A 26,111-nucleotide genomic window follows, 5' to 3' on the forward strand; every position below is an offset into this window, starting at 1 on the left:
CGTGTCCTTCGTGTCAGGTCTGTGTGAGGGAAGGGGGCCGCGCTCAGACGAGCAGCGTGCCCTCGAGGACTCCGGCGCCCCGCAGGTCGCGGTACCAGCGCTCGTTGTCGAACTCCTTGACGAAGCCGTGGCCGCCGAGCAGCTGCACACCGCTCGAGCCGATCCAGGTCGCGTGCCGGCTCACGAGGCTGCGGGCCTGGGCGATCTCGGCGGAGGCGTCCTCACCACGGTCGAGGCGGGCGGCGGCCTTCCACACGACGAGCCGCAGACCGGCGAGCTCGATGGCGATGTCGGAGACGGTGAAGGCGACGGCCTGGCGGTAGCCGATCGGCTCGCCGAAGGCCTTGCGCTCCTTGACGTACTCGCTCACGTGGTCGAGCACGGCCTGCGAGGTGCCGACGGCGGCAGCCGCCCAGGCGAGGCGGGCGCGACGCACGGCGTCGGCGTGGTCCTCGGCGGTGCCGAGCAGGTCGCCCTTGGCCACGCGGACGCCCTCGAGGTGCAGGCGGGCGGTCTTGGCCGCGCGCAGACCCATGGCCGGGTCGTCCTCGACCTTGAGCCCCTCGGTGCCGGGCTTGACGATGACGAGCCGGGCCACGCCGTCGACGGCCGCCGACACGACGAAGAGGTCGGCGCTCTCGGCGCCGGGGACGATCGCCTTGACACCGTCGAGCACGATCTCGTCGCCCTCGACCTTGCCCGTGGTCCGCAGAGCGAAGGGGTCGAAGAGCGGCTGCGGCTCGTGCAGCGCCAGGGCGGCGACGGGAGGCTTCTCCCCGGTGAACTCCGGGAGGTAGGTGGCCTGCTGGTCGGCGTCGCCGTAGGCGGCGATCGCGGTGGCCACGGCGGCGGGGGCCATGATCGAGGTCGCGATGCCCAGGTCACCACGGGCGAGCTCCTCGAGGACGATGGCGGCCGTCACCGCGGAGCGCTCCTCGGCGATGCCCTCGAGCTCGGCTGGCACGCCGACGAGGTGCAGACCCATGTCGGCGGCCGCGCTGCGGACCTCGTCGGGCACGGCGCGCTCGGCGTCGGCGGGTGCGGCCGCGGGGCGGATGACCTCGTCGGCGAGCTCGCGCGCGACGCCCTGGATCATCTGCTGGTCCTCGGAGGGCGTGAGGTCGAAGAGCTGCTTCGGCTTGGCCGTCGCGGCGCGGGTCGGGTCGCCCGAGCCCTTCTTCTTGGCGAAGGCGCGACCGGCTGCGGTCTGCGCCTTGAAGCCGGTCACGGCCCCCTTGTAGAGGTACCGCTCGACCTTGGAGCGCACCTCCTTGTCCTTCAGGCCGGGCAGCCCGCCCGCCTTGGCGATGAGCCGCAGGCCAAGTCGCTGGCCCTTGTCGGCCAAGGACATCGATTCGCTGGAAGCCATGTGGGACTACCCCTTCGCGACGTTGCTGAATGGAACGGAAAGTGTTCGATACCGACAGTACCTGCTACACCGCGTATCGGTAAACCGGTGAGTCACTTCGGGGCCCGGTGACCTGCCGCACAGCCGGCCCGGCGGCCGCCGAGCGGCCCCGCCGTCCGGCGCGTGCGTCAGATCACGCCTGCCCCGGACCTGCCGCCATGTCATCCCCCGCAACGGGGCGGTAACCTGCCCGCAACCGGGAGAACCTGCGAGGGACCGCCCGCACACCCAGCACGTGAGAGGGAAACACAGCATGGTCGACGTCGACGCCGCACTTGACGCGTCAGGTCTCACCAACGAGGCCGTCCGCGAGTACGTGAAGCACTGGGCCGAGATCACCCAGCCCGACCGGATTGAGGTGGTGGGCGCTCAGGACGACGACCGTCTCATCGCAGAGGCCCTCGAGGCCGGCGAGCTGCAGCCCGCGGGCGAGGGCCGCTACTACTCGCGCTCGTACTCCAAGGACACCGCGCGCTCCGAGGAGCGCACGATCGTCGCGACGAACGACGAGAAGGACAAGGGTGTCTACAACAACTGGCGTCCCGCTGCGGAGATGAAGGAGAAGCTGACCGAGCTCATGCGCGGTCAGTCCCAGGGCAAGACGATGTACGTCCTGCCCTACCTGATGTCGCCCAAGGGCAACGAGCTGGCCCAGTGGGCCACCGGCGTCGAGCTCACCGACTCGCGCCCCGTCGTGCTGCACATGATCCGCATGTCCCGGGTCGGCGTCGAGCACGTCAACGACCTGCCGGTCCAGGACGACTTCGTCCGCGCCGTCCACGTCACGGGTGACCTCGAGAACCTCGGCCAGGGCACGCCGGACGACAAGCGCTACTTCGTCACCGTCGCCGACGAGCGGATGATCCTGCACTTCGGCTCGTCCTACGGCGGCAACGCGCTGCTCGGCAAGATCGCCCACGGCCTGCGCCAGGGCGCCTACGACGGCTGGGCCACGAAGAAGTTCCTCGCCGAGCAGTACATGCTCATCGGCATCACCGACAAGGAGACCGGCAGGCGATACCACATCACCGGTGGCTTCCCGAGCGCCTCGGGCAAGACCAACCTCGCGATGATGCTGCCGCCGGACGCCCTCGGCGACCGCTACCAGGTCGACTTCTACGGCGACGACATCGCGTGGCTGTGGGTCGACGAGTCCACCGGCAAGCTCATGGGCATGAACCCGGAGTACGGCGTCTTCGGCGTCGCCAAGGACACCAACGAGACGACCAACCCGACCGCGCTGCACTCCGTGGACCCGGGCACCAAGGTCATCTTCACCAACATCGCCTACAACCCGAAGACCGAAGAGGTCTGGTGGGAGGGCCGCACGCCCGAGCCGCCGGCCGACGTCGACGGCTGGCTCGACTGGAAGGGCGAGGCGATCGCCGACCGCGAGCCGGGCGACACCTCCCCGTGGGCGCACCCCAACAGCCGCTTCACGACCACCCTGGCCAATGTCCCCAACGCGGCCGAGGACTTCGACGAGGCTGCGGGTGTCGAGATCGACGCGATCATCTTCGGTGGTCGCACCCGTGACCGCGAGCCGCTGATCCGCGCGATCACCGCCCTGCCGGAGGGCGTCTACGACGGCCTGACGCTGGGCGCCGAGGCCACCGCCGCGGCCGAGGGCGTCGAGGGCCAGCTGCGCTACGACCCGATGTCCAACCGGCCCTTCATGGCCTACGGCGAGGGTGACTACGCGCGCCACTACCTCGACATCATCGGGGCCGCCAAGGACAAGCCGCTCTTCGCGCACGTCAACTGGTTCCAGAAGGACCCGGAGGACGGTCACTACCTGTGGCCCGGCTACCGCGAGAACCTCCGTCCGCTGCTGTGGCTCATGCAGCTCAAGGCGGGCGAGGTCACCGGTCGCCAGACCCCGGTCGGCATCATCCCGACGCAGGAGGAGCTCGAGCTCACCGGCCTCGACCTGCCCCAGGAGGACCTGGACCGCATCCTCGACATCGACGTCCCGCGCTGGCAGCAGGAGATGAGCTTCCGCGAGGCACACCTCAAGGCCTTCGACCGTCTGCCCGAGGAGATCTGGGAGGCCCACCGCCGCGTGGCCGCCGACCTCGACGCGCAGGCCTGAGCCGGCGGGTACGACCCGACTGACGACGAAGAGCGTTGCCCCCCAACGGGGGTGGCGCTCTTCGTCGTTTTCGACATGCGGGGCCCCGCGGTCGCCGATATGGTCCGGACACCGCCACCCCCTGTGACTCCAGTCACACGCGTAAGCGCCCCACCCGGGCGCGTCTTCGAGAGGACCACGCATGTCCAGAGCTCGCCACCGCCACACCAGAACGATCGCCGCAGCCGCGGCCGCCACCCTGTCCGTCGCCCTCGTCGGGCAGGGCGTGGTGACCGCCACCGCGGCGCCCACCACGTCGGGCGCCGCCACCGCCGAGGGCTCGCCGGCCGCCGGTGACCCGCACGACCATCTTCCCGACCTCGACACCCGCGCCACCCGCAGCGCCGCCCCGTCGAGCACCCAGCGCTCGGCGGCCGCCGACGACGGCCGCTCCCCCAGCGCCCGCAGCGCGACGGGCCGCGGCACGATCACCTGGAACCGCTTCGGGTCGGTCGAGACGATGACCCCGACGAGCGCGAAGGGGGACCTCTCCGCCGGCTTGGGCAAGGACCCGGAGGCCGCCGCCCGCGCCTTCCTCGACAAGGAGCGCTCCACCTTCGGCCTGACGAGCGCCGACATCGCCGACATGGAGCACGTCGCGACCAACCGCATCGGCTCGAGCGACGTCGTCATGCTCCGGCAGCAGATCGACGGCCTGGCCGCCGGGCTAGACGGCCTCGTCGTCGTCGCGGTCGACGGCGGCACCGCCCGCTACGTCAACTCCTCGCTCGCCCCGACGTCGTCCACGGCCCGGCGGGCACCGGCCGCAGCCGGGATGACCCCCGAGAAGGCCCTCGGCCACGCCGCGAAGAACATCGGCCACCCGGCGACCGGCATCGCGAAGGTCTCGTCCCGGTCGGCCTCCGCCAGCTCGTCGTGGACGACCCTCACGGCCACCGGTCTCCAGGGCCAGCAGCAGGTGAAGAAGGTCGCGGTCCCCGTACCCGGCGGCGCCGCCCGCACGGCCTACCACGTCGTCACCCGCGTGGGTGCCGACGAGGGCTACTCGGTCTACGTCGACGCCGCCGACGGCTCGATCATCGCCCGGGAGAGCCTCGTCGACTTCGACAGCGACAACCCGTCGTGGTCGGTCTTCACCGGCACCCCCGACGCGGAGACCAGCGACACCCGCTCGATCTGGTGCTTCACCGCCGCGGCGGGCTGCGACGAGGCGGTCGGCAACGCCGCCTCCGCCTTCGGCTGGGACGTCGACCCCGCGACCAAGCTGTCGACGGGCACGACGAACGGCAACAACGCCTACACCGGCGAGCGCTGGCGCTCCGGTGGACCCGTGACGCCGGCGACCTCGAAGCCCGAGCGCGACTACGTCTTCCCCTTCACCGCACAGTGGACGAAGAAGGCCTGCGACCCGGCCAACTACACCAGCCCTGAGCGCAACGACATCGACGCCGCGACGACCAACCTCTTCGCGATGCACAACCGCATGCACGACTGGTCGTACAACCTCGGCTTCACCGAGACCGCGTGGAACATGCAGCGCGACAACGGGACGAAGGGGGGCAAGGCCGGCGACCCCGAGCTCGGCTACTCCCAGTCCGGTGCGCAGTCCGGCTCCCGCAACAACGCCAACCAGGGCACTCCCCCGGACGGCATCAGCGGCTACAGCAACATGTACCTCTGGCAGCCCCTCGCCGGGAGCTTCTACGCCCCCTGCGTCGACGGTGACTACGACATGTCGGTCATCGGCCACGAGTACGGGCACGCCATCAGCAACCGGATGGCGGGCGGCCCCGACGCGGGCCTGTCCGGGCTCCAGGCCGGCGCGATGGGCGAGTCGTGGTCCGACCTCATGGCGACGGAGTACCTGCAGGAGTGGGGCTACACCCCGGTGAGCAAACAGGCGACCCCGATGGGCGGCTACGTCACCGGGAACCCCGACCGCGGCATCCGCAACTACAACTTCAGCGACAGCCCGCTCAACTACTCCAACGTCGGCTACGACCTCACCGGCCCGCAGGTCCCCGCGGACGGCGAGATCTGGTCGGCGACGCAGTCCGACATCCGGGCCTCCTTCATGGATCGCTACGGGTCGGGCGACGCGGCGACCCAGGCCGCCTGCGCCAGCGGGGCGAAGGCGGTGGACACCTGCCCGGGCAACCGGCGCTGGATGCAACTCGTCTTCGACGCGTGGCTGCTCATGCCACGCGGCACGGTGAGCATGGTCGACGCCCGCAATGCGATGCTCGCGGCCGACCTGCTGCGTTTCGGCGGGGCCAACCAGGACCTGCTGTGGAACGGCTTCGCCGACCGCGGCCTCGGTCGGGACGCGGCGTCTGCCAGCTCGTCGACGACCGCGCCGACGCCCTCCTTCGCGTCGGCGTACGCGAAGAACGCGACCCTGCGGCTCTCCCCCACCGACGAGGACGGCCGCCCGGTGGCGGGCGCGAAGGTGTACGTCGGCGAGTACACCGCCCGCTCCCGGCCGGTGGCCGACACCGACGCGGCGAGCGACCTGGGCGAGAGCTTCGAGGTCGTGCCCGGCGAGCGGACCTACACGGTGACCGCACCGGGCAAGGCGCAGACGGTCGTCACCCTCACCGCGAAGGACAACCAGCGGCGCGACCTGCCGGTCAAGATGCGCGACAACCTCGCCAGCACTGCTGCAGGCGCGACCATCTCCGGCGACGGTGACGGCGTCGACAACCTCGTCGACGGCGACGAGGACACGACGGGCGCGACCCCGGCGAACCCCACGTCGGAGCAGAAGCGGTACACCGTGGACCTCGCCGGCGGCCGGCAGAAGATCCGTCGGGTCCAGGTGAGCGCACTCGGCGCGCCCTCGTCCGGCGTCTCACGCAACAGGTTCCAGAACCTGCGCCAGTTCAAGGTGCTGACCTGCGACGCGAAGGGCAAGGTCACCTGCGAGGAGGACGCCGACTACCGCGTCACGTACACCTCGCCGAAGGACGCCTTCCCCGGGGACGTCCCCCGGCCGGTCGCCCCGGAGCTGAAGATGCGCTCCTTCGACATCCCGCAGACCTCCGCGACGCACGTGCGCCTCGAGGTCGTCGCCAACCAGTGCCAGGGTGGTGAGCAGTTTGCGGGTGAGCAGGACGGGGACCCGGACAACGACACCGACTGCACGACGGCCTACGCGGGCAGCAGCGTCATCGCCACCACCGAGTTTCAGGTGATGCGCCGCTGAGCGTGCCCAGCAGGTCGTGCTGGTGCATCCCGTGGCGCCCCTTCCCGCCGCCAGATGCACCAGCACGACCACGTGTGCACACCGATGCGAAGGAGACGGAAGATCAGCGTGCGGTCCGCAGCTCGCCGGCAGCGACGAGACGGTCGCGGCGGCCGTGCCAGGGCTTGTCCCACGACATCTGCTCGGGGACGAGGGCCTCGCCGCAGTGGCTGCACGTCTCGCCCCGCGTCGTCTTCCGGCCGCAGCCCTCGTGGATCAGCGCCATGTGACCACCACCGGAGGGCGTGGGCGTGTGCCGCTCTCCCCAGATGGCCAGTTGCTGGAGGACGGGTAGCAGCTCGGCGGCGGCCTCGGTGGCCGCATAGCCCTGCCGGGTCCGGCCGCCGTCGTCGTAGTCCACCCGCTCGAGCAGCCCCGCCTCGACCATGGCCCGCAGCCGGCGGCTGAGGACGGCCTCCGAGATGCCGAGGTTGTCGCGCAGGGTGTCGAATCGACCCCGGCCGTGCAGGACGTCACGGATGATGAGCAGGACCCACCCGTCACCGAGGACGTCGAGCGAACGACGGATCGGGCACAGCTCGTCGGACCAGTCGGAGCGAAACGGCATGGGCGGACCTCTCACGGGTGGACTGCTGCCGGCAGCCTAACTTCCCTGACGAAAGTCGTGAGGGTCGCTCAACGAGTCAGGCCCTGCCGCGTTACCGCTGGCAGGGCCTGTTCCGTCTGTCTCAACACAGAGCGCGCCCGTAGGGATTCGAACCCCAAACCTTCTGATCCGTAGTCAGATGCTCTATCCGTTGAGCTACGGGCGCTCGCCGCCGGTCTCCGGCGACAAGTGAAGAGAGTACCTGCTCCCGGCCGCGCGGCGAAATCGACGGACGTCAGGAGGTCTGGGCGCTCTGCGGGTCGCTCGGCTGGTCGTTCGGCAGGGTGCCCTGCTGGCCCATCTGGCCGGGAGCCTGCTGCTGACCCCGCTGACCGGGGACCTGCTGCTGGTTCTGCCCGCCCTGCTGTCCGTGCTGTCCCTGCTGCTGGCCGCCGGGGAAGCCCTGACCACCGCCGGGGCCACCCCCTTCGCGCCCCGTGCTGCCCTGCTCGACGGTCGCGGCCGCGGCGACGGCACCGGCCGAGCTCAGGCCGATCGCGAGGGCCGCAGCGACGGCGGTCTTGCGGCCCCGCCAACGCGGCGGGTTGATGGCCGGCGCGGTCTTGGGCAGCGGCGCGGTCGCCTCGGGGTCGGGCTGGGTCGGGTACTGCTGGGTCATCGGTGCTCCTGGGTCGTGGGAGGTGCTCATGGCTCCACGCTCGGACCGCTCCCTGTGGTGGCGCTGTGGCCGAGCCGTCACCCACCTACGCACCACGAGGACCGTCCGCCGATCCTTCACAGGTGACACACAGCCGACGCATGGGTTCGAAGGGGGACGAGGGGAGTTGACTGTCCTCATGGCCCAGCGCACCACGCTCTCCCCACTGACCCGAGCGGACGGCTCGCCCGTCCGCGTGCTCGTCGTCGACGACGAGCCCAACCTCACCGAGCTCGTCGCCATGGCGCTGCGCTACGAGGGGTGGGACGTGCGGACGGCCGCGACCGGCACCGAGGCCGTCCGCACGGCGCGGGAGTTCTCCCCCGACGCGGTGGTGCTCGACATGATGCTCCCCGACATCGGCGGGCTCGAGATCCTGCGCCGGATGCGTGCGGACGAGCCCGAGGTCCCGGTGCTCTTCCTCACCGCCCGCGACGCGGTCGAGGACCGGGTCGCGGGCCTCACGGCCGGCGGCGACGACTACGTCACCAAGCCCTTCAGCCTCGAGGAGGTCGTCGCCCGGGTGCGGGCGCTGCTGCGACGCACCGCCGTCGTCGCGACCGAGTCCACCTCGCTCCTCGTCGTCGGCGACCTCACCCTCGACGAGGACAGCCACGAGGTCATCCGCGGGGGCGACGAGATCTCGCTGACCGCCACGGAGTTCGAGCTGCTGCGCTACCTCATGCGCAACCCCAAGCGGGTGCTGTCCAAGGCGCAGATCCTCGACCGGGTGTGGAACTACGACTTCGGCGGGCAGGCCAACGTCGTCGAGCTCTACGTCTCCTACCTCCGCAAGAAGATCGACGCCGGGCGCGACCCGATGATCCACACGATGCGCGGCGCCGGCTACGTCCTCAAGCCGGCGAAGTGACCTCCCTCCGCCGTCCGTCGACCTGGACGCTGCGGGCCAAGCTCGTGGCGTCGGTCGTCCTGCTCTTCCTCGCCGTCACCGTCGTCATGGGAACCCTGACGAGCCTCGCCGCGCGGCAGTACCTCACCCAGCAGGTCGACGACGACCTGATGAGCGCCTCCGAGCGGTTCGTCGGCGCGATCGACGGGACCCAGCCGCCCGGGCCCGGCTCCGGGCTGCGCGGCGGGCCTCCCGCCGGCAGCGGCAACGCCGTGCTCCACCTCGTGCTGCGCGACGGCGAGGTCGCCGTCGACGAGCGCGGCAACGACCTCAACTACGCGGTCAACACCGCGGGCCGCAACGACACCCTCGACGAGGCGCAGGTCGCCGAGCTCAACGCCGCCGGCCTGAGCAGCCGTCCGCGGACCGTCGACCTCGGCGACGACATCGGCACCTACCGGCTCGTCTCCGTGCGCACGGCCGACGGGTGGACCGCGATCACCGGGGTCCCCGTCGACCCCATCGGTCGCACCGTCGGCGCCATCGTCCTCATCGTCGCCGGCTCGAGCCTCGTCGGGCTGGTCGGCGTCTGGGCCGGCGGGACCTACCTCGTGCGGCGCAACCTCCAACCCCTCGAGCGCGTCGCCGGCACCGCCCGCCGCGTCTCCGAGCTCGAGCTCGCCTCCGGCGACGTCTCCCTCGCCGAGCGCGTCCCCGACGTCGACCCGGCCACCGAGGTCGGACAGGTGGGGCTGGCCCTCAACAGCATGCTCGACAAGGTCGACGGCGCGCTGCGCGCCCGGCAGGAGTCCGAGACCCGCGTGCGGCAGTTCGTCGCCGACGCCAGCCACGAGCTGCGCACCCCCCTCGCCTCGATCCGCGGCTACGCCGAGCTGACCCGCCGCGAGACCGAGCCGGTGCCCGCCGGCGTCACCCACGCCCTGACCCGGGTCGAGTCCGAGGCGCTGCGCATGCAGGACCTCGTCGAGGACCTGCTGCTCCTCGCGCGCCTCGACACCGGGCGCCCCCTCGAGCGCGAACCCGTCGACCTCACGATGCTCGCCATCGACGTCACCGGCGACGCGCGCGCCGCCTCCCCCCACCACCGGTGGGAGCTCGACCTGCCCCCCGAGCCCGTCGAGGTCATCGGCGACCGCGCGCGACTGCACCAGGTCCTCGCCAACCTGCTCGCCAACGCACGCAACCACACCCCGCTCGGGACGACGGTACGGACCTCCCTTCGCCTGGACGAAGGGAGTGGACGCGCCCTCCTGCAGGTCCAGGACAACGGGCCCGGCATCCCAGACGCCTTGCTGCCCAACGTCTTCGAGCGCTTCACCCGAGGTGACGGGTCGCGCCAGCGCGCCTCCGGCAGCACCGGCCTCGGCCTGTCGATCGTCTCCGCCGTCACCCGCGCGCACGGCGGCGAGGTGACGGTCGAGTCGGTGCCCGGGCGGACCGTCTTCAGCCTCGCCCTGCCTGTGGGGTGAGGGGGCTCAGATTCGGTGGTTGAGGAGCGACGAAGCAGCCTCGACCCCATCCGCCACCTGGGTCTCGAGGCTCCTCGCTGGCGCTGCTCACACCTCGACCAACGGGTGACCACAGCGTGGGCACAGGCAGCAGCCCGAGCGTGGAGGCATGGACACCATGACCCTCTCACCGCCCCCCTCCACGGCGGCCGCCACACCACGCAGCCTGCCTTCACCCCCTTCGCGTCTTGCTCGGCTGTGGCGCGGCCTGGAGGCCGACCCGCGATGGGCCCGCCCCGCGCTCCTCGCCCTCCTCCTCGTCACGGCCGCCGCCTACTTCTGGAACCTCACGGCGAGCGGCTGGGCCAATGCCTTCTACTCCGCCGCCGTGCAGGCGGGCTCACAGAGTTGGAGTGCCTTCTTCTACGGCGCGTCGGACGCGGCCGGGTCGATCACCGTCGACAAGCCGCCGGCGTCCCTGTGGGTCATGGCCCTGTCCGTGCGCCTGTTCGGGCTCAACTCCTTCGCGATCCTCGCGCCCCAGGTGCTCATGGGTGTGGCGAGCGTCGGCTTCGTCCACGCGAGCGTCAAGCGCTACTGGGGCGCCGGCGCCGGCCTGCTCGCCGGCGCGGTCCTCGCGCTCACCCCGGTCGCGGTCCTGATGTTTCGCTTCAACAACCCCGACGCGCTCCTCGTGCTGCTCATGACGGCCGCCGCTTGGGCGACGATGCGCGCGATCGAGCGCGGCTCGATCCGCTGGTTCGCCCTCGTGGGTGCGCTCATCGGCTTCGGTTTCCTCACCAAGACCCTCCAGGTCCTGCTCGTCGTGCCCTTCCTCGGCATCGCCTTCCTCGTCGCCGCGGACACCACGCTGCGTCGACGGATCATCGGCTCCCTCGTCGGCATCGGCACGATGCTCGTCGGTGCCGGCTGGTGGGTGGCCATCGTCGAGCTCGTCCCGGCGAGCATGCGGCCCTACATCGGCGGCAGCCAGACCGACTCCTTCCTCGAGCTGACCTTCGGATACAACGGTCTCGGCCGGATCAACGGCAACGAGACCGGGTCCGTCGGCGGCGGCAACGGCTGGGGTGAGACCGGCATCTTCCGGATGTTCGGCAGCGGCTCCGGCGGCCAGATCTCGTGGCTCATCCCGACCGCGCTCGTCCTGCTCGCCGTCGGGCTGTGGCTGCGCGGCCGCGCCCCGCGCACCGACCAGCGACGCGCCGCCTACCTCGTCTGGGGCGGCTGGGTCGTCGTCACGATGCTCACCTTCTCCTTCATGGCCGGCATCTTCCACGACTACTACACCGTCGCCCTCGCCCCGGCTGTGGCGGTCCTCGTCGGCGCCGGTGCCGCCGAGGCCTGGGAGCGAAGGGAGGAGTCCATCGGCTCCGTGACCCTCGCCGTGGCGACCGCGACCGCGGCCGTGTGGAGCTTCGTCCTGCTCAGCCGCACCACCGAGTACGGCTGGTTGCGGGTCGCGGTCCTCGCCGTCGGCCTCGCGGCCGCTCTCCTGCTGCTCGTCATCGCCCGGGTCCACCGCCGGGCCGTCGCCGTCATCGCCGCCGCTGCGGTCCTCGCCGGCCTCGCCGGGCCTGCGGCCTACAGCGCCACCACCCTCGCGCAGGGCCACTCCGGCTCGATCGTCACCGCCGGTCCCTCGACCGGTGGCCCCGGCGGCGGCATGGGTGGTGGACGCGGTGGCACTCCTCCCCAGGCTGGCGGCGGAACGACCACCGGTCAGGGCGGCACCGGTAACGGCTCCCCCCAGGGGCCCGGCGGGACGGGGACCCGGGGCGGCACCGGGACCCAGGGCGGCACCGGAGGCGGCGGCATGGGTGGCCTGCTCGACGCGAGCACTCCCAGCACCGAGGTCGTCGCCGCCCTGTCCGCGGACGCCGACTCCTACACCTGGGTCGCCGCGGCCATCGGCTCGCAGAATGCCGCAGGCCTCCAGCTCGGCACCGAGCTGCCGGTCATGGCGATCGGGGGGTTCAACGGCTCCGACCCCTCCCCCACGCTCGCGGAGTTCCAGCAGTACGTCGAAGACGGGCGCATCCACTACTTCGTCGCCGGCGGCGGCATGGGTGGTGGCGGCATGGGTGGCTCCGGCTCCAGCTCCGAGATCTCGACCTGGGTGCAGGACAACTTCACCGAGGTGACGATCGACGGGAGCACCTTCTACGACCTCACCCAGCCGGTCTCGTCCTCGACCACCTCGACGTCGACGAACGGTGCGACGGATGTCTGAGCCGACCACCAGCCCCGTCCTCGACGTCGTCGTGCCGGTCTACAACGAGGAGCACACCCTCGGGCCGTGCGTCCGACGACTCCACGCGCACCTCGTCGCGACCTTCCCCTACCCCTTCCGGATCACGGTGGCGGACAACGCGAGCACGGACTCGACCCCCCAGGTCGCCGCCGAGCTCATCCGGGAGCTGCCGGGCGTCGCGCTGGTGCGGATGGAGGCCAAGGGCCGCGGCCGTGCGCTCAAGCAGGTGTGGCTCGCCTCCGACGCACCGGTCCTGGCCTACATGGACGTTGACCTGTCGACCGACCTGGACGCGCTGTGGCCGCTCGTCGCACCGCTGATGTCCGGCCACTCTGACCTCGCGATCGGGACACGACTGCACCCGGACAGCCGCGTCGTGCGCGGCGTGAAGCGGGAGTTCATCTCCCGGGCGTACAACCTCGTCCTGCACGCCGCGCTCGGGGCCCGCTTCTCCGACGCGCAGTGCGGCTTCAAGGCCGTGCGCGGCGACGTCGCCCGCGAGCTGCTGCCGCTCGTCGAGGACCCCACGTGGTTCTTCGACACCGAGCTGCTCGTCATCGCCGAGCGCTCCGGGCTGCGGATCCACGAGGTACCCGTCGACTGGTGGGACGACCCCGACAGTCGAGTCGACGTCGTCGGGACCGCGTCCGACGATCTGCGGGGCGTCTGGCGCATGCAGCGCACCTTCGCCGCGGGGCTGTTGCCCGTCGAGGACATCCGGCAGCGCATGGGGCGGATCCCCCCTTCGTCGGGGGTCGGGGCGCACGTCGTGCGCTTCGGCGTCGTGGGCGTGGCCTCGACCCTGCTCCACCTCGGCCTCTTCGCCGCGCTCGTCACGGCGACCGGCCTCGGCTCGCAGACGGCCAACGTCGCCGCGCTGCTCGTCGCGACCGTCGCCAACACCTGGGCCAACCGTCGATGGACCTTCGGCATCCGCGGGAGCGCAGGCAGCCTGCGTCACCAGCTGCAGGGGCTGCTCGTCTTCGGCGCGACGTGGGCGATGACCTCGGGTGCGCTCGGGCTGCTCCACGCTGCCTGGCCGGCCACTCCCGTCACGGTCGAGACGGTCGTCATCGGGGTCGCCAACATCGCGGCGACCGTCGTCAAGTTCGTCGCGATGCGCTCGTGGATCTTCGCCGACCGGGGCGAGCCCGACCTGCCGGCGGGCTCCGTCGACGCCGCGGCCGACGAGTCGAGCGCGGAGCGCGAGGTGGAGGCCGTCCACTGAGCCCGCGGTGGCCGCGGCCATGATGGAGGCATGGCCCACGACCCGTACCGGCGCCTCGCGCCGCGCACCGCCGAGGACCTGCGAGCGGTGGAGGACCGGCCCCCGAGATGGTGGCCCGAGGCCCGTCGGGCCGCGGGCTACGGGGCCGGGGCCTTCGCCTTCTTCTCCGGTGTTTTCCTCTTGTCCCTCACCGGGTGGTTGCGCTACAGCCCGGCGTCGAGCGACACCATCGAGGCCGACGTCGGGTGGGTGGCGATCCTCGCCGTCGGGTGCGGCTTCATGTGGCCCTTCCTGCTCCTGTCCACGGAGCGCGACGACCACGGCTACCCGCGGCGCAACCTCACGAGCATCCTCCTGCCTGCGCTGCTCGTGGTCAGCGCCATCGGTACCGCCGCGGTGACGGGATGGTCCCTGCTCATGGACGGGCGTGCTCCGACGGACTCGGTCCTGATGACGATCACTTCGGACCCGATCTCGCTGCTCACCGTCGTCGCAGCGCTCGTCGCGACGCACGCGTGGTGCACCACCTGCGTGCTCGGCTTCGTGCGTCCCGGCTGCCTGCGGCTGGGCCTCGGCCTGCCGACGTGGTTCGTCGTCGCGGGGCTGTGCTTCTGGCGTGCGGTGGTGTCCTTCGAGGAGCCGCCATCCGCGGCCCGGGCACTCGTCTGGGCCGTCGTCGCGGGTCTCGGCCTCGCTGCGCTCGCGCTCCTGGCCCTGGTCGACGAGACCTGGGGCGAGCCGTCAACCCGGGCGTGGAGATGACGAGACCCCGGCCGCACGTGGCGACCGGGGTCTCGTCCGCTGGCGGAGGCGGAGGGATTTGAACCCTCGATGGGCGGTTAGCCCAAACCGCATTAGCAGTGCGGCGCCATAGACCGGACTAGGCGACGCCTCCAGACAACCCGGACAGAGTATCTGCCGGGTGCGCAGCGCTCCAACTCGGGTGGGCGACAGGTCGCCCACCCGACCGTCAGCCGCAGATGTCCTGGTCGGCCGTGCGGCTCTTGACCGCCGTCGGCGCCGGCGGTGCCGTCACCGAGTGCGACGGCAGGGGGTCTGTGCCCTCCCGGTTGGGGACCTCACGGGCGGGGTCGGCCCCGGCGCCGATGACGAGACGGGTGGCCCCCTTCGTCAGCTGGGGGTCGACCTTGAGCTTGGCGCCCGGGTAGGCGGCGGCCACGGTCCGCGCGGAGGCGGTGTCACCGCGCGCGTGGTGGACGACGACGCCCGTCACCGAGGAGGTCGGGGCGACGTCGGCGATCTGGACGCCGAAGCCCTGCACCTCGAGAGCAGCCGCCTCCTGCGCCGCCAGCCCGGTCACGCCGGTGTCGTTGACGACGCTGACGGTGATCTCCGACGGTGCGACCGTGGGCTTCGGCGCGGCCTTGGTCTCGCGCTTGGCCCCGGGCAGCGCCGTGTCGTTGCGGACGGCGGCCCACAGCTCGTCGGAGGCCTCGGTGCGCCACTGCACCCGGTTGGTGTCGGCGGGGTAGGGCTCGGTCGGCACGGTGACGAAGACGAGCTCTCCCGTCCCCAGGTCCCTGAGGCTCGAGGCGATCGAGGTGAGCCGGGTCAGGCTGAGGTCCTCGTCTGCCGTCATGGACTTCGTGGCCGCGTCGAGGAATCGGTACAGCCGGTCCGGGCGCAGGAGCAGGGAGGTCTTCGTCGCCTCCTGGGCCATCGACGACATGAAGGCCTGCTGGCGCTCGATGCGCTGCAGGTCCGAGCCGTCCCCCAGGGTCTTGCGCATGCGCACGTACCCGAGAGCGTCCTTGCCGTCGAGGCGCTGGCGACCGGCCGGCAGGTCGATCTGGGCGTCCGCGTCGGACACCGGCTTGGGCAGGCACACGTCGACGCCCCCCAGGCCGTCGACCATCGACTGGAACCCGCTGAAGTCGACGACTGCGACGTGGTCGATGTAGATCCCCGTCAGCCCCTCGAGCGTCTTGACCGTGCAGGCCGGACCGCCCTGGTTGAAGTTGTCGTTCCACCGACGCACCTCGCCGTTGGCGACGGTGGACTTGGGATCGGCGCAGTCCGTCGGTGCCTGCGTCATCGAGTCCCGCGGGATCGAGATGACATAGGCGGACTCACGGTCCGCGGAGATGTGCACGAGCAGGTTGGTGTCGGATCGCGCCCCGCCCTCGGCGGTCCCCGTGCCGTACTCGGTCGTGCCGAGCCCCTCGCGGGTGTCGGACCCGATGACCAGGATGTTGAGTGCGCCGTCGACGTCGTCGGGACGTTCGGCCGACCCGTGCGCGATGTCGACGCGCGAGACGTTGTTGCCGAGGTGCATCGTGACACCGAGCCCGGCGGCGACGACGAGCGCCGCCCCCGCACCCGTCACCTTCAGAGCCCGGCGTCGCAGCCGCGCGCGCCGGGCGAGGCGGTGCTCGCGGCGGGCCGCTCGAGTGGTGCCGCCGGTGTGGTGCTCGGCCCGGGTGGCACCCACGGAGGTGGTCACCCGGTCGCGCCGGCGGGGCCGTCTCCTCGGAGCCCCGCGCCGGTTGGCGGGGGGCTGGTGCTGGGCGCCGTCATCCATCGGGGGACACACTAGCCGCACATGCCGAAGGCCCCCACCATCTGGTGGGGGCCTTCGAGGGTGCGCGGTGAGATCACCGCATCACTGGTGCGTCGTCTCAGACGGGACGGACGCGCTCAGCCTGCGGGCCCTTCGGGCCCTGGGTGATCTCGAACTCGACGCGCTGCGCCTCGTCGAGCGACCGGTAGCCGGTCGTGTCGATCGCGGAGTAGTGAACGAACACGTCGGGGCCGCCGCCGTCCTGGGCGATGAAGCCAAAGCCCTTCTCAGCGTTGAACCACTTAACGGTGCCCTGTGCCATGGGGTGAATCTTCTTTCCTGTTGAACAATCCGGGCCCGCAGGTCGCGGTCCCTTGTGCAAGCTGCAAAGCTCCCCTCGGCAGGGGTACACGCCCCTGGTAACACTGTGAGCCCGGCGTGGCGGCCGACCCCATTCGCATCATGCGAGAAGTTCTGTACTGCAACTACGAGAGCGACGCTACCAGCAAACCTCTGCGGGAGCATGGTCACGCACGCGGGAAGGTGCGGACGGCCGCCTGGCCGTCACCCCGCGAGCCGGTGCACCTCGTCGATCGCATCGACGTAGCCGCGCACCCCACGCCCGACGACCTCTGCGCTCGCCACGTCGGCGAGGTAGGAGAAGGCACGGAAGGGCTCACGCGCTCGGATGTCCGAGATGTGCACCTCGATGACCGGTCCGGCGACCGCGGCCAGTGCGTCCCGGATCGCCACGGAGGTGTGCGTCCAGCCGCCGGCGTTGACGACGAGCCCGATGGCGCTGCGGCGCACCTCGTGGATCGCGTCGATCATGACGCCCTCGTGGTTGGTCTGGCGGAAGTCGAGATGCCACCCCAGCGCGTCGGTGCGCGCCCGGCACAGGGCCTCGACGTCGGCGAGCGTCTCGTGGCCGTAGACCTCGGGCTCACGCTCGCCGAGCAGATTGAGGTTGGGTCCGTTGAGCACCACGAGGGCGGGCCGGGATGTCATGCGGAGGGCGTGGGATTCGAACCCACGATGACGTTGCCGCCATAGCGGTTTTCAAGACCGCCGCACTAGGCCACTATGCGAGCCCTCCTCGCCTGCCGCGCGGCAGGCGAGTCCACGGTAGGCCATGATGAGTGTGGGTAGTGTCGGGGTGAGCCGACCACCAGATCGAAAGGACTCCCATGTCGAAGATCTCCTTCCTCCTCGGTGCCGCCGCCGGGTACGTGCTCGGGGCCAGGGCTGGCCGTCAGCGCTACGAGCAGATCCGCTCCGGCGCCGCCAAGGCCTGGCAGTCGCAGCCGGTGCAGCAGCAGGTCGCGACCGCGAAGCACGCCGCCAAGACGAAGGCCGCCCCTGCCGCGCTCGATGCCGTGAGCAGCGCAGCCTCCGTCGCCGGCGACAAGATGCGCGAGGGCGCCAGCAAGATCACGGGCGACCCGTCGCGCGACGTCCCGAGCGGCGTCGCGGCGGACACGCAGGGCCCGTCGACCTACCCGCTCGGCGACGGCCCGACGCCCGCCTGACCCTTCGAGACGGTCGCTGCGCGACCTCCGGGTCCTGAGGAGGGAGTCCGCGCAGCGGGCGAGCGTCTCGAAGGGCAGGGCCCGTGGCGACACGACGAAGGGAGGGTACCCACCGGTCATCGGTGGGTCCCCTCCCTTCGAGGCTCGCTGGCGCTCGCACCTCAGGGCCCGGCGAGCGGACTCAGATGAAGAGCGCCGGGTCCGCGTAGAGCAGCTCCTGCGGCGAGCGGCCCGTGGTGTCCTCGAGCGCCGGGAACCGGTACTGCGCCGGGATGCCCGTGGCGACGGCGCCGGTCGGCACGTCCTTGACGACGACCGAGTTGGCCCCGACCTTGACATTGCTGCCGACGTGCACGTCGCCGAGGATCTTGGCCCCGGCGCCGACCATGACCTTGTCCCCCAGCGTCGGGTGACGCTTGACCCGCTTGCCGGAGGTGCCGCCGAGCGTCACGCCGTGGAAGAGCATGACGTCGTCTCCAACAACCGCCGTCTCGCCGATGACCACACCCATGCCGTGGTCGATGAAGAAGCGGCGCCCGATGTGCGCACCCGGGTGGATCTCGATCCCCGTGAAGGAGCGCGAGAGGTAGGCGAGCACACGCGCGGGCCACTTGCCGCCGGGACGCACCCACCAGCGGTGGGCGATGCGGTGCAGCCAGATGGCGTGCAGCCCGGCAGAGGTCAGGAGCACGACCCACCGCGAGGTCGCGGCGGGGTCGCGCTCCATGGCCGCGGCGAGATCCTCACGGATCGTGGCGCGGATCGGCAGGTGGGCGGCCACGGTCAGTCGAGGAGCCCTTCGAAGAGCGGGGTGGAGAGGTATCGCTCGCCGAAGCTCGGGATGATGACGACGATCGTCTTGCCGGCATTCTCCGGCCTGCGGGCCACCTGGTCAGCCGCCGCAAAGGCGGCGCCGGAGGAGATGCCGACGAGCAGACCCTCGTCGGTGGCCGATCGACGCGCCCAGTCCATAGCCGTCGGGGCGTCGATGTCGATGACCTCGTCGTAGATCTCGGTGTCGAGGATGTCGGGCACGAAGTTGGCGCCCAGTCCCTGGATCTTGTGCGGGCCGGGGGCACCCCCGTTGAGGATCGGGGACTCGGCCGGCTCGACCGCGATGATCTGGACGTCCGACTTCTGCGAGCGCAGGTAGCGTCCGGCGCCGGTGATGGTGCCGCCGGTGCCGATGCCGGAGATGAGGATGTCGACCTTGCCGTCGGTGTCCTCCCAGATCTCCGGACCCGTGGTCTTCTCGTGGATCGCCGGGTTGGCGGCGTTGGCGAACTGCTTGGCCTGGACGGCGCCGCGCTCGGCGGCGATCTCCTCGGCCTTCTCGACCGCACCCTTCATGCCCTTGGCGCCCTCGGTGAGGACGAGCTCAGCACCGTAGGCGCGCAGGAGCGCACGGCGCTCCTTGGACATCGTCTCCGGCATGGCCAGGACGACGTTGTAACCGCGGGCCGCGCCGACCATGGCCAGAGCGATGCCCGTATTGCCGGAGGTCGCCTCGACGATCGTGCCGCCCGGCTTGAGGTCACCGGAGGCCTCGGCCGCGTCGATGATCGCGGCGCCGATGCGGTCCTTGACCGAGTTGGCCGGGTTGTAGAACTCGAGCTTCGCGGCGACGGTCGCCTCGGACTCGATGATCCGGTTGATCCGCACGAGCGGGGTGCGGCCGACGAGCTTGGTGGCGTCTTCGTAGATGGGCAACGCGGGTCCTTCCCTCGGGAGTCGAGTGCCGCGATGAGTGCGGCGGGCACGTCCGCGACAACGAACGCGACGTTATGGATATTCCAACACCGCGTTATCTGTCGGTGCAAGCGGGTCTCACCGCCGACGGGCGAAGGGGGCACACCCCCTTCGTCCGAGGCCGCGACGGGGCGGTGAGGCTACCCTCAGGTGACGAGTGACGCACCTCTGCGGTGCTGTCGACACAGGGGTCGAGTCCTAGACTCGGACCCATGTCTGCCCTCCAGATCGTCGCGATCATCCTCGGGGTCGGGATCACCATCGTCGGATGGGGCCTGCTCGCTCGAGCCGTCAAGCACTTCGTCACCGTCTTCAAGCTCGGAGCGTCGACGCCGGCCAAGGAGCGCACGGGCCAGCCCGGCGCGCGCACGGCGACGCTGCTGCGGGAGTTCCTCGGCCACACCCGGATGTCGCGACTGCCCATCGTGGCGATCGCCCACTGGGTCACGATGATCTCCTTCGGGGTCCTCTTCCTGACCCTGGTGCAGGCGACCTTCCAGCTCTTCGACCCGCACTTCGTGCTGCCGCTCATCGGCCACTTCTTCGTCTACGAGTGGATCACCGAGCTCTTCGCGATGACGGGCATCGTCACGATCGTCATGCTCATGGTCATCCGGCAGCGGAGCCACCCGCGCTCGGCCGCCGGTGACGAGGGCCGCAAGTCCCGCTTCTTCGGCTCGACCTTCTGGCAGGCCTACTACGTCGAGCTGACCATCCTCGGCGTCGGCATCTGCATCGCCCTGCTGCGCGGCCTGGAGCGGGCGCTCCTGCTCAACACCGGTGAGACCGACCACGCATCGCTGCTGCACTTCCCGCTGACCGGCTGGCTCGGCTCGCTCTTCTCGGGCATGTCCGTCGGGGCGCTCGAGGCGGGCATCGTCGTCGTCGCGCTGATCAAGCTGCTCATCTCGTACGCCTGGATGATCACCATCTCGATCAACCCGACGATGGGTGTCGCGTGGCACCGCTTCCTCGCCTTCTTCAACATCTACTTCAAGCGTCACGCCGACGGCCGTACCTCCCTGGGTGAGCTGCAGCCGATGCTCGTCGACGGCAAGCCCTTCTCCATGGAGGTCATGGAGGAGATGGAGGAGGACTCGACCCTCGGCGTCGGCAAGGTCGAGGACTTCACGTGGAAGGGCCTGCTCGACTTCTCCACGTGCACCGAGTGCGGCCGCTGCCAGAGCCAGTGCCCCGCCTGGAACACCGAGAAGCCCCTCTCCCCCAAGCTGCTCATGATGACGCTGCGCGACCACGCGCACGCCAAGGCGCCCTACCTCGCTGCGGCACAGGGCGTCTCGGGCGTCTACACCCCGGCGAGCGCAGCGAAGGGCCAGACCGCCGACGGTGCCGTCGCCTTCGGTGGCGCCGAGGCCGTCCAGGCCGAGGGCGCCGTCGCGACGGCCGAGCCGGACGCGATCAACTGGGGCGAGATGTCGCTCGTCGGCCAGACCGGGTACGACATCGACCACCCGCTGTCGGCCTACAACCCGCACGGCCCCGATGCGGTCATCGACGAGGACGTCCTGTGGTCGTGCACCACCTGTGGCGCCTGCGTCGAGCAGTGCCCCGTCGACATCGAGCACGTCGACCACATCGTCGACATGCGGCGCTACCAGAACCTCATCGAGTCGGCCTTCCCGAGCGAGCTCGGCGGCCTCTTCAAGAAGCTCGAGTCCAAGGGCAACCCGTGGGGCATGGGCGCCAAGGCGCGCATGGACTGGGCGAAGGACCTCCCCTTCACCGTCAAGGTGCTCGGCGAGGACGTCGAGTCGGCCGACGACGTCGACTACCTCTTCTGGGTCGGCTGCGCCGGCGCCTACGAGGACCGCGCCAAGAAGACGACGCGCGCCGTGGCCGAGCTCTTCGACCACGCCGGCGTGGACTTCGCGGTCCTCGGCAACGGCGAGACCTGCACCGGTGACTCCGCCCGCCGCGCGGGCAACGAGGTGCTCTTCCAGATGCTCGCGGAGCAAAACGTCGAGACGCTCAACGAGCTCGGCGCGACGAAGATCGTCGTCACGTGCGCGCACTGCTTCAACACGATCAAGAACGAGTACCCGCAGCTCGGCGGCAAGTACGAGGTGCTGCACCACACGCAGCTGCTCAACCGCCTCGTCCGCGAGAAGAAGATCGTCCCGGTCAACCGCCCCGAGGGCCCGCGCAAGTCGAGCCTGAAGGACGTCGCGTCGTCCGCGCCGTCGGTGACCTACCACGACCCGTGCTACCTGGGTCGTCACAACAACGTCTACGCCCCGCCGCGTGAGCTCATCTCGGCCCTGCCGGGTGTCGAGCTCAAGGAGATGGAGCGGACCAAGGAGAAGTCCTTCTGCTGCGGCGCCGGTGGTGCCCGCATGTGGATGGAGGAGCAGCTCGGCTCGCGGATCAACCTCAACCGCACCGAGGAGGCCATCGCGACCGGCGCCGACCGGATCGCCGTGGGCTGCCCCTTCTGCCGCGTCATGCTCAGCGACGGCCTGACGGCCAAGCAGTCCGAGGGTGCGTCCGAGGACATCGAGGTCGTCGACGTGGCCCAGATGCTGCTCGCGTCGGTCAAGGAGGCGGTCGTCCCCGCGAAGGGCGGCACCACCGAGGCGCAGGAGCAGGCCGAGGCCGAGCCCAAGACCGCCGTCCCCGCGCCCACCGAGGGTGAGGGAGCGAAGGGGGCGACCCCCGCCGCTCCGAGCGAGGCCGAGACCGCGCAGACCGCTGCCGCGGTCGAGGAGGCCGGCGAGGACCCGCAGGCCGTCGCCGGTCGCGAGACCGCTGCGGACAAGAACGCCGCTCCCTCGTGGGAGACCGGCGCTGCCGTGGGTGCTGGTGGGGCCGCAGCCGGTGCTGGTGCGGCCGCCACCGACTCGTCCCCTGCGGACAAGAACGCCGCTCCGTCGTGGGAGACCGGCTCGGCTGCCGAGAAGAACGCCGCCCCCTCCTGGGAGACCGGTTCGGCCGCGGAGAAGAACGCCGCCCCGTCCTGGGAGACCGGTGCCACCGCCCCGGCCACCGAGGCACCCAAGGCCGAGGAGCCGAAGGCGGACGCCACCGCCGCCGAGAAGAACGCCGCCCCCTCGTGGGAGACCGGTTCGGCCGCGGAGAAGAACGCCGCCCCGTCCTGGGAGACCGGTGCCACCGCCCCGGCCACCGAGGCACCCAAGGCCGAGGAGCCGAAGGCGGACGCCACCGCCGCCGAGAAGAACGCCGCTCCCTCCTGGGAGACCGGCGCTGCTGCCCCGGCGGCTGAGGCGCCCAAGGCCGAGACCGACACCGCGACGGCTCCGGCCGCTGACGACTCGGTCGCGGCGAAGAACGCCGCTCCCTCCTGGGAGACCGGCGCTGCCGCCCCGGCGCCCGCTGCCGAGGCCCCGGCCACCACCGAGGCTCCGGCCGAGGCGGAGGACGAGGCGACCCCGGTCGAGGAGTCCGCTCCCCAGGCCGAGGCCGAGCAGGCTGCACCGGCGGCGGCCACCCCGGCAGCCACGGCCACGGGTGACAGCGACCTCGCGGCCAAGAACGCGGCGCCGTCCTGGGAGACCGGCGCTGCCGCCCCGGCCGCCGCTCCCGCTGCTGCCGCTCCCGCTGAGGAGGCCGCCGCCGCGGCTCCGGCCGAGGCGGAGGACGAGGCGACCCCGGCCGAGGAGTCCGCTCCCCAGGCCGAGGCCGAGCAGGCTGCACCGGCAGCTGCGCCCACGGGTGACAGCGACCTCGCGGCCAGGAACGCGGCGCCGTCCTGGGAGACCGGTGCTGCCGCCCCGGCACCCGCCGCCGAGGCCCCGACCACCACCGAGGCTCCGGCCGAGGCGGAGGACGAGGCCCCTGCCGCCGAGGCCACCCCGGCCAAGGAAGCCGCTCCCCAGCCCGAGGTCGAGGAGGCACCTGCGGCCGAGGCCCCGGTCACCGAGGCTGCGGCCGAGGTGGAGGACGAGGCACCTGCCGCCTCCACCGAGGCCCCTGCGGCCTCGGCCGACGACAGCAACCTGTCGGAGCTGGCGAAGAAGAACGCCAACCCCTCCTGGGAGTGACCTCCCGCTGACGACGAGAGGGCCGCCCACCGATCCGGTGGGCGGCCCTTTCGTCTGTGACCAGCGGGTACGACGAGACGCCCGCCGCCCGCTCGTGTCGGGAGTCGGCGGACGCCTCAGCGTCCGGCGCCAGCGAGCCTCAGTCGAGGCCCTCCTCCTTGAGGAAGTCCGCGGCCACCTGGTCCGGGTCCTCCTTGTCGATGTCAGTGCGCTTGAGCAGCTCCGCGAGCTTGTCGGTCGTCAGCTTCGCCGACACCTCGTCGAGCGAGGACTGGACCTCCTCCTGGACGTCCGAGCGGACGAGGGGCACGACGTTCTGACTGCCGAAGAGCTTCTTGGTGTCCTCGAGCACGACGAAGTCGTTCGCCGCGATCGACGGGTCGGTGCTGAAGATGTTGGCCGCGTCGATCTGACCGTTCTTGAGCGCGCCACTCGTCGCCTGCCCCGCCTTGAGGGGGCGGAAGGTCTTGAACTCGATGCCGTAGGACTCCTTGAGCCCGGGGATGCCCTGGGAGCGGGTCTTGAACTCTGACGGCGCCCCGAGGGTGAGCTCCCCCGCGACCTCGGACAGGTCGTCCATGGTCTTCAGGGACTTGCCTTCAGCGGTCTCGCGGGTGACGACGATCGAGTCCTTGTCCTCTGCCGCCGACTTCTCGAGGACGGCCGTGCCCTCGGGCAGCAGGTCCTCGAGGGCCTCGTACGTCTTGTCCGGGTCGGTCTCGGCGAAGTCCTTGTCGTAGTAGAGCGCCAGTCCGCCGGTGTACTCCGGCATGACGTCGACCGAGCCCTCGTCGAGCGCCTTGAGATAGACCTCCCGAGACCCGATCCCGGTCTTGGTCGAGGCATTGATGCCGTCGGCCTTGAGCGCACCGGCGTAGATGTGGGCGAGCAGGATCGACTCGGAGAAGTCGGCCGACCCGACGACGATCTCGCCCGAGCCGCCGGCGTCATCGGCGCTGCTCGACGAGCTGGCGAGCGGGTCGCCACCGCCGCCGCAGGCGGTTAGGCCGAGGGCGCCGGCCGTGGCGAGCACGACCGCTGCGGTGCGGACACGTCGGCGGGATGCGGGGACGGTGGGTGTCATGGGGTTCCTCCAGCGGTCGCGGTGCGGTTGTGATCGGTTGTGGGTCGAAGGGAGCGGCTGCGTCCGGTGAGACCGGGCGAGACGACGAGACGCCCCAGCAGGGCGAAGGGGGCGTCGAGGGCGAGCGCGAGCAGTGCCACGAGGAGGGCACCACCCGCCGTGCTCGCGTAGTCCTGCGTGGCCAGCCCGTCGATGAGGAATCGGCCGAGCCCGCCGAGACCGACATAGGCGGCGACGGTGGCGGTGGCGACGACCTGGAGGACGGCGGCCCGCAGCCCGGAGATGAGTAGAGGCAGGGCGATGGGCACCTCGACGCGCCACAGCACCTGGCTGCCGGTCATGCCGATGCCGCGGGCGGCATTGCGTGCGGCAAGCGGCACGGACTCGACGCCTGCGTAGGTGCCGGAGAGGATCGACGGGATCGCGAGCAGGACGAGCACGATGACGCTCGGCACGAGGAAGGCGGCGTCACCGGGCAGCCGCGGGAGCAGCACGAGGGTCAGCGCGAAGAGCAGCCCGAGCGTCGGGACCGCCCGCAGGGCGTTGGCCGCAGTGACGAGCCAGCGCCCGCGCCCGGAGTGACCTATCCACAGCCCGACGGGGACGGCGACGAGCGCGGCGATGACGAGGACGACCAGGGTGTAGCCGATGTGCTCGAGCAGGCGCGCGCCGATGCCGTCGGCGCCGGCCCAGCTGGCGCCCGAGGTGAGCCACCGGATGATCTCGCCGATCATGCCGACCCCTCCTGCCCGGCGCGGCGCCAGGGGGTGAGCAGCCGCTCGACGAGCCGGATGGCGAGGTCGAGGACGACCGCGAGGAGGACGCACCCGAGGATCCCGGCCGCGAGCTCGCCGCTGATGGCCCGGTTGTACCCGTCGACGAGCAGGTCGCCGAGCTGGCTGACCCCGATGAGCGAGGCGATCGAGACGATCGAGACGTTGCTGACGGCGGCCACCCGCAGTCCCGCGGCGATGACCGGGACGGCCAGCGGCAGGTCGACCCCGACGAAGCGGCGCACGGGCGTGTACCCCATGGCGACGGCGGACCGGGTGACCTCGTCGGGCACCGAGCCGAGCCCGTCGACGACCGAGCGGACGAGGAGCGCCACGGTGTAGATCGTCATGGCGACGACGACGTTGACCGGGTCGAGGATGCCGGTGCCGAGGACGAGGGGCATGAGGACGAAGAGCGCCAGCGAGGGGACCGTGTAGAGCAAACCCGCGGAGACGACGACGATCCCCCGCAGGCGCGGCTGGCGGTGGGCCAGCCAACCGAGCGGGAGGGAGACGAGCAGCCCGACGACGAGAGGCAGGCCCGCGAGCCACGAGTGCTGCAGGGTCAGGGACCCGATGTCGTCGAGGTGCTCGAGCATCCAGTCCAT

20 protein-coding genes and 3 tRNA genes are annotated in these 26,111 nt (G+C 71.2%); 9 read left to right on the forward strand and 14 right to left on the reverse strand.

The features are described 5' to 3' along the window. Positions 1–43 precede the first annotated feature (43 nt). Positions 44–1,369 carry an acyl-CoA dehydrogenase family protein gene (locus tag CWN80_RS09325; protein ID WP_083853718.1) on the reverse strand — a complete coding sequence of 442 codons (1,326 nt, stop codon included), beginning with the start codon at positions 1,367–1,369 and terminating at the stop codon, positions 44–46. Positions 1,370–1,661: 292 nt separating this feature from the next. Between CWN80_RS09325 and CWN80_RS09330 the strand changes: the two genes are divergently transcribed. Continuing rightward, positions 1,662–3,500: a phosphoenolpyruvate carboxykinase (GTP) gene (locus CWN80_RS09330; protein ID WP_007927734.1), complete on the forward strand. Its 1,839-nt coding sequence runs from the start codon at positions 1,662–1,664 to the stop codon at positions 3,498–3,500. 181 nt (positions 3,501–3,681) lie between these two features. Further along, positions 3,682–6,705 (forward strand): M36 family metallopeptidase, encoded by a 3,024-nt coding sequence (locus CWN80_RS09335; protein ID WP_007927736.1) that lies wholly within the window; start codon positions 3,682–3,684, stop codon positions 6,703–6,705. A 103-nt stretch (positions 6,706–6,808) separates the two neighbouring features. Here the strand turns inward: CWN80_RS09335 and CWN80_RS09340 are convergent, their stop codons facing one another. From CWN80_RS09340 to CWN80_RS09350, 3 genes are all read right to left on the reverse strand, one after another. Continuing rightward, the gene (locus CWN80_RS09340; RefSeq protein WP_128277199.1) at positions 6,809–7,312 is read right to left on the reverse strand and encodes a winged helix-turn-helix transcriptional regulator; all 504 of its coding nucleotides are present in this window, start codon (positions 7,310–7,312) and stop codon (positions 6,809–6,811) included. A gap of 132 nt (positions 7,313–7,444) precedes the next feature. Then, a tRNA-Arg gene (locus CWN80_RS09345) sits at positions 7,445–7,517 on the reverse strand. A gap of 69 nt (positions 7,518–7,586) precedes the next feature. Beyond that, positions 7,587–8,000, reverse strand: a complete 414-nt coding sequence (locus tag CWN80_RS09350) for a hypothetical protein (RefSeq protein WP_128277200.1) — start codon at positions 7,998–8,000, stop codon at positions 7,587–7,589. A 148-nt stretch (positions 8,001–8,148) separates the two neighbouring features. Between CWN80_RS09350 and CWN80_RS09355 the strand changes: the two genes are divergently transcribed. The 5 genes from CWN80_RS09355 to CWN80_RS09375 all read left to right on the forward strand — a co-directional run bounded on the left by CWN80_RS09355 (position 8,149) and on the right by CWN80_RS09375 (position 14,590). After that, complete coding sequence (locus CWN80_RS09355) at positions 8,149–8,880, forward strand: response regulator transcription factor (RefSeq protein WP_007927739.1); 732 nt, start codon at positions 8,149–8,151, stop codon at positions 8,878–8,880. Next, entirely contained in the window at positions 8,877–10,349 is a 1,473-nt protein-coding gene (locus CWN80_RS09360) for a sensor histidine kinase (protein ID WP_007927740.1), read from the forward strand. Before CWN80_RS09355 ends, CWN80_RS09360 begins: the two co-directional genes overlap by 4 nt. 148 nt (positions 10,350–10,497) lie before the next feature. Beyond that, positions 10,498–12,579 carry an ArnT family glycosyltransferase gene (locus CWN80_RS09365; protein WP_007927742.1) on the forward strand — a complete coding sequence of 694 codons (2,082 nt, stop codon included), beginning with the start codon at positions 10,498–10,500 and terminating at the stop codon, positions 12,577–12,579. Next, the gene (locus tag CWN80_RS09370; RefSeq protein ID WP_007927744.1) at positions 12,572–13,828 is read left to right on the forward strand and encodes a bifunctional glycosyltransferase family 2/GtrA family protein; all 1,257 of its coding nucleotides are present in this window, start codon (positions 12,572–12,574) and stop codon (positions 13,826–13,828) included. Before CWN80_RS09365 ends, CWN80_RS09370 begins: the two co-directional genes overlap by 8 nt. Positions 13,829–13,858: 30 nt before the next feature. Then, positions 13,859–14,590, forward strand: coding sequence for a hypothetical protein (locus tag CWN80_RS09375; RefSeq protein WP_007927746.1), 732 nt, complete (start codon positions 13,859–13,861; stop codon positions 14,588–14,590). Positions 14,591–14,630: 40 nt separating this feature from the next. On the opposite strand, the gene CWN80_RS09380 is transcribed toward CWN80_RS09375, so the two are convergent. The 5 genes from CWN80_RS09380 to CWN80_RS09400 all read right to left on the reverse strand — a co-directional run bounded on the left by CWN80_RS09380 (position 14,631) and on the right by CWN80_RS09400 (position 17,445). Next, positions 14,631–14,723 (reverse strand) — tRNA-Ser (locus CWN80_RS09380). Between the two features lie 75 nt (positions 14,724–14,798). Further along, positions 14,799–16,292 (reverse strand): LCP family protein, encoded by a 1,494-nt coding sequence (locus CWN80_RS09385; RefSeq protein WP_007927748.1) that lies wholly within the window; start codon positions 16,290–16,292, stop codon positions 14,799–14,801. Positions 16,293–16,467: 175 nt separating this feature from the next. Continuing rightward, entirely contained in the window at positions 16,468–16,671 is a 204-nt protein-coding gene (locus CWN80_RS09390) for a cold-shock protein (protein ID WP_007927749.1), read from the reverse strand. Between the two features lie 242 nt (positions 16,672–16,913). Then, positions 16,914–17,357: a type II 3-dehydroquinate dehydratase gene (locus CWN80_RS09395; protein WP_040881306.1), complete on the reverse strand. Its 444-nt coding sequence runs from the start codon at positions 17,355–17,357 to the stop codon at positions 16,914–16,916. A 1-nt stretch (position 17,358) separates the two neighbouring features. Beyond that, a tRNA-Ser gene (locus tag CWN80_RS09400) sits at positions 17,359–17,445 on the reverse strand. A gap of 91 nt (positions 17,446–17,536) precedes the next feature. Between CWN80_RS09400 and CWN80_RS09405 the strand changes: the two genes are divergently transcribed. Then, positions 17,537–17,878, forward strand: coding sequence for a protoporphyrinogen oxidase (locus CWN80_RS09405; RefSeq protein ID WP_128277201.1), 342 nt, complete (start codon positions 17,537–17,539; stop codon positions 17,876–17,878). 181 nt (positions 17,879–18,059) lie between these two features. Here the strand turns inward: CWN80_RS09405 and cysE are convergent, their stop codons facing one another. Both cysE and cysK read right to left on the reverse strand, forming a co-directional pair. Beyond that, positions 18,060–18,659: a serine O-acetyltransferase gene (cysE, locus tag CWN80_RS09410; RefSeq protein WP_007927752.1), complete on the reverse strand. Its 600-nt coding sequence runs from the start codon at positions 18,657–18,659 to the stop codon at positions 18,060–18,062. 2 nt (positions 18,660–18,661) lie between these two features. Continuing rightward, positions 18,662–19,588 carry a cysteine synthase A gene (cysK, locus tag CWN80_RS09415; RefSeq protein WP_007927753.1) on the reverse strand — a complete coding sequence of 309 codons (927 nt, stop codon included), beginning with the start codon at positions 19,586–19,588 and terminating at the stop codon, positions 18,662–18,664. Positions 19,589–19,839: 251 nt separating this feature from the next. Between cysK and CWN80_RS16030 the strand changes: the two genes are divergently transcribed. Then, positions 19,840–23,646, forward strand: a complete 3,807-nt coding sequence (locus CWN80_RS16030) for a heterodisulfide reductase-related iron-sulfur binding cluster (protein ID WP_128277203.1) — start codon at positions 19,840–19,842, stop codon at positions 23,644–23,646. 139 nt (positions 23,647–23,785) lie between these two features. Here CWN80_RS16030 and CWN80_RS09425 read toward each other — a convergent pair whose 3' ends face one another. From CWN80_RS09425 to CWN80_RS09435, 3 genes are read right to left on the reverse strand one after another with little or no spacing between them, the layout of a single operon-like run. After that, the gene (locus CWN80_RS09425; RefSeq protein ID WP_007927755.1) at positions 23,786–24,730 is read right to left on the reverse strand and encodes an ABC transporter substrate-binding protein; all 945 of its coding nucleotides are present in this window, start codon (positions 24,728–24,730) and stop codon (positions 23,786–23,788) included. Beyond that, the gene (locus CWN80_RS09430; protein WP_007927757.1) at positions 24,727–25,464 is read right to left on the reverse strand and encodes an ABC transporter permease; all 738 of its coding nucleotides are present in this window, start codon (positions 25,462–25,464) and stop codon (positions 24,727–24,729) included. The genes CWN80_RS09425 and CWN80_RS09430 overlap by 4 nt, the downstream gene beginning before the upstream one ends. After that, a complete protein-coding gene (locus CWN80_RS09435) occupies positions 25,461–26,111 on the reverse strand; it encodes an ABC transporter permease (protein ID WP_040881293.1) in 651 nt (216 codons plus the stop codon). Before CWN80_RS09435 ends, CWN80_RS09430 begins: the two co-directional genes overlap by 4 nt.

Origin of the sequence: Janibacter hoylei PVAS-1, assembly GCF_004025845.1 — a bacterium.
Classification (GTDB): Bacteria; Actinomycetota; Actinomycetes; order Actinomycetales; family Dermatophilaceae; genus Janibacter; species Janibacter hoylei.

Bases quoted from the DNA above. Each gene is read 5' to 3' on its own strand.
- CWN80_RS09365 (WP_007927742.1), top strand. From the start codon at position 10,498: ATGGACACCATGACCCTCTCACCGCCCCCCTCCACGGCGGCCGCCACA.
- CWN80_RS09340 (WP_128277199.1), bottom strand. From the start codon at position 7,312: ATGCCGTTTCGCTCCGACTGGTCCGACGAGCTGTGCCCGATCCGTCGT.
- CWN80_RS09375 (WP_007927746.1), top strand. From the start codon at position 13,859: ATGGCCCACGACCCGTACCGGCGCCTCGCGCCGCGCACCGCCGAGGAC.
- CWN80_RS09390 (WP_007927749.1), bottom strand. From the start codon at position 16,671: ATGGCACAGGGCACCGTTAAGTGGTTCAACGCTGAGAAGGGCTTTGGC.
- CWN80_RS09395 (WP_040881306.1), bottom strand. From the start codon at position 17,357: ATGACATCCCGGCCCGCCCTCGTGGTGCTCAACGGACCCAACCTCAAT.
- CWN80_RS09335 (WP_007927736.1), top strand. From the start codon at position 3,682: ATGTCCAGAGCTCGCCACCGCCACACCAGAACGATCGCCGCAGCCGCG.
- CWN80_RS09430 (WP_007927757.1), bottom strand. From the start codon at position 25,464: ATGATCGGCGAGATCATCCGGTGGCTCACCTCGGGCGCCAGCTGGGCC.
- CWN80_RS09330 (WP_007927734.1), top strand. From the start codon at position 1,662: ATGGTCGACGTCGACGCCGCACTTGACGCGTCAGGTCTCACCAACGAG.
- CWN80_RS09355 (WP_007927739.1), top strand. From the start codon at position 8,149: ATGGCCCAGCGCACCACGCTCTCCCCACTGACCCGAGCGGACGGCTCG.
- CWN80_RS16030 (WP_128277203.1), top strand. From the start codon at position 19,840: ATGTCTGCCCTCCAGATCGTCGCGATCATCCTCGGGGTCGGGATCACC.
- CWN80_RS09435 (WP_040881293.1), bottom strand. From the start codon at position 26,111: ATGGACTGGATGCTCGAGCACCTCGACGACATCGGGTCCCTGACCCTG.
- CWN80_RS09370 (WP_007927744.1), top strand. From the start codon at position 12,572: ATGTCTGAGCCGACCACCAGCCCCGTCCTCGACGTCGTCGTGCCGGTC.
- CWN80_RS09425 (WP_007927755.1), bottom strand. From the start codon at position 24,730: ATGACACCCACCGTCCCCGCATCCCGCCGACGTGTCCGCACCGCAGCG.
- CWN80_RS09350 (WP_128277200.1), bottom strand. From the start codon at position 8,000: ATGAGCACCTCCCACGACCCAGGAGCACCGATGACCCAGCAGTACCCG.
- CWN80_RS09325 (WP_083853718.1), bottom strand. From the start codon at position 1,369: ATGGCTTCCAGCGAATCGATGTCCTTGGCCGACAAGGGCCAGCGACTT.
- CWN80_RS09405 (WP_128277201.1), top strand. From the start codon at position 17,537: ATGTCGAAGATCTCCTTCCTCCTCGGTGCCGCCGCCGGGTACGTGCTC.